Here is a 1699-nt window from a genome sequence, read left to right as displayed (position 1 = left end):
TGTCAGTGCCGGCGTCGATGGTGGCCGCGTCGTTGACGCCAGTGATGACGACGGTGACGGTCTGCGTCGCAGTGCCGTCCAGGCTTTGGACGGTGAAGGTCTCGGTGTGCGTTTCACCTTGCTTGAGCGCTTGCAGCGCGGCCAGGCTGTTGTCGACCGTGTAGCTCCAGGTGCCAGCGGCGTTGATGGTCAGCGTGCCCCAGGCGCCGCCGCTGGTGGTGTCGGTGACGGTGACGGTGACGGTAGTGGAGAACTTGTCCTGGCCGGCGTCGGTGTCAGAGACCGCCAGCGAGCCCGTGCGTGTGAGCTGAATGCCCGGCGTGACGGCGTCGGTGTCAGCGTCTTCGGTCAGCGCGGCTTGGGCATTGGCGCCGTTGGTGCCCGCGTCGATGGTGGCGGCGTCGTTGACGCCGGTGATGACGATGGTGACGGTCTGCGTCGCGGTGCCGTCCAGGCTTTGAACGGTGAAGGTCTCCGTGTGCGTCTCGCCCTGCTTGAGCGCCTGCAGCGCGGCCAGGCTGTTGTCGACCGTGTAGCTCCAGGTGCCGGCGGCTTTGATGGTCAGCGTGCCCCAGGCGCCGCCGCTGGTGGTGTCGGTGACGGTGGTGGAGAACTTGTTCTGGCCAGCGTCGGAGTCAGAGATCGCCAACGAGCCCGTGCGCGTGAGCTGAATGCCCGGCGTAACGCTGTCGGTATCGGCATCTTCAGTCAGCGCGGCTCGGGCGTTGGCGCTGTCAGTGCCTGCGTCGATAGAGGCAGCGTCGTTGACGCCGGTGATGACGATGGTGACGGTCTGCGTCGCAGTGCCGTCCAGGCTTTGGACGGTGAAGGTCTCGGTGTGGGTCTCGCCTTGCTTGAGCGCCTGCAGCGCGGCCAGGCTGTTGTCGACCGCGTAGCTCCAGGTGCCGGCGGCGTTGATGGTCAGCGCGCCCCAGGCGCCGCCGCTGGTGGTGTCGGAGACGGTGGTGGAGAACTTGTTCTGGCCGGTGTCGGAGTCAGAGACGGACAGCGAGCCCGTGCGCGTGAGCTGAATGCCGGGCGTGACGGTGTCGGTGTCGGCGTCGTCAGTCAGCGCGGCTTGGGCATCGGCACCGTCGGTGCCGGCGTCAATGGTGGCCGCGTCGTTGACGCCGGTGATGACAACGGTGACGGTCTGCGAGGCGGTGCCGTCCAGGCTTTGAACGGTGAAGGTCTCGGTGTGGGTCTCGCCTTGCTTGAGGGCCTGCAGCGCGGCCAGGCTGTTGTCGACCGCGTAGCTCCAGGTGCCGGCGGCGTTGATGGTCAGCGTGCCCCAGGCGCCGCCGCTGGTGGTGTCGGTGACGGTGGTGGAGAACTTGTCCTGGCCGGCATCGGCATCAGAGACGGACAGCGAGCCCGTGCGCGCGAGCTGAATGCCCGACGTGAGGGCATCGGTGTCGGCGTCTTCCGTCAACGCGGCCTGGGCGTTGACGCCGTCAGTGCCGGCGTTGATGGTGGCGGCATCGTTGACGCCAGTGATGACGATGGTGACGGTCTGCGTCGCAGTACCGTCCAAACTGGTCACAGAGAAGGTCTCGGTGTGGGTCTCGCCTGCCTTAAGCGCCTGCAGCGCAGCCAGGCTGTTGTCGACCGAGTAGCTCCAGGCGCCGGCGGCGTTGATGGTCAGCGCGCCCCAGGCGCCGCCGCTGGTGGTGTCGGTGACGGTGGTGGAGAACTTGTC

The 1699-nt window shown here is 67.3% G+C and carries 1 protein-coding gene; it reads right to left on the bottom strand.

The annotated features are described in order from the left end of the window. The coding region (locus SM757_RS34765) for a VCBS domain-containing protein (RefSeq protein ID WP_322468830.1) at window positions 1–1699 on the bottom strand (1699 nt) is incomplete at both ends.

This window comes from Azohydromonas lata, from assembly GCF_034427735.1.
Classification (GTDB): Bacteria; Pseudomonadota; Gammaproteobacteria; order Burkholderiales; family Burkholderiaceae_C; genus Azohydromonas; species Azohydromonas lata.
Note: the sequence above shows the minus strand (reverse complement) of the source record. Positions and strands in the feature narration are given on the sequence as shown.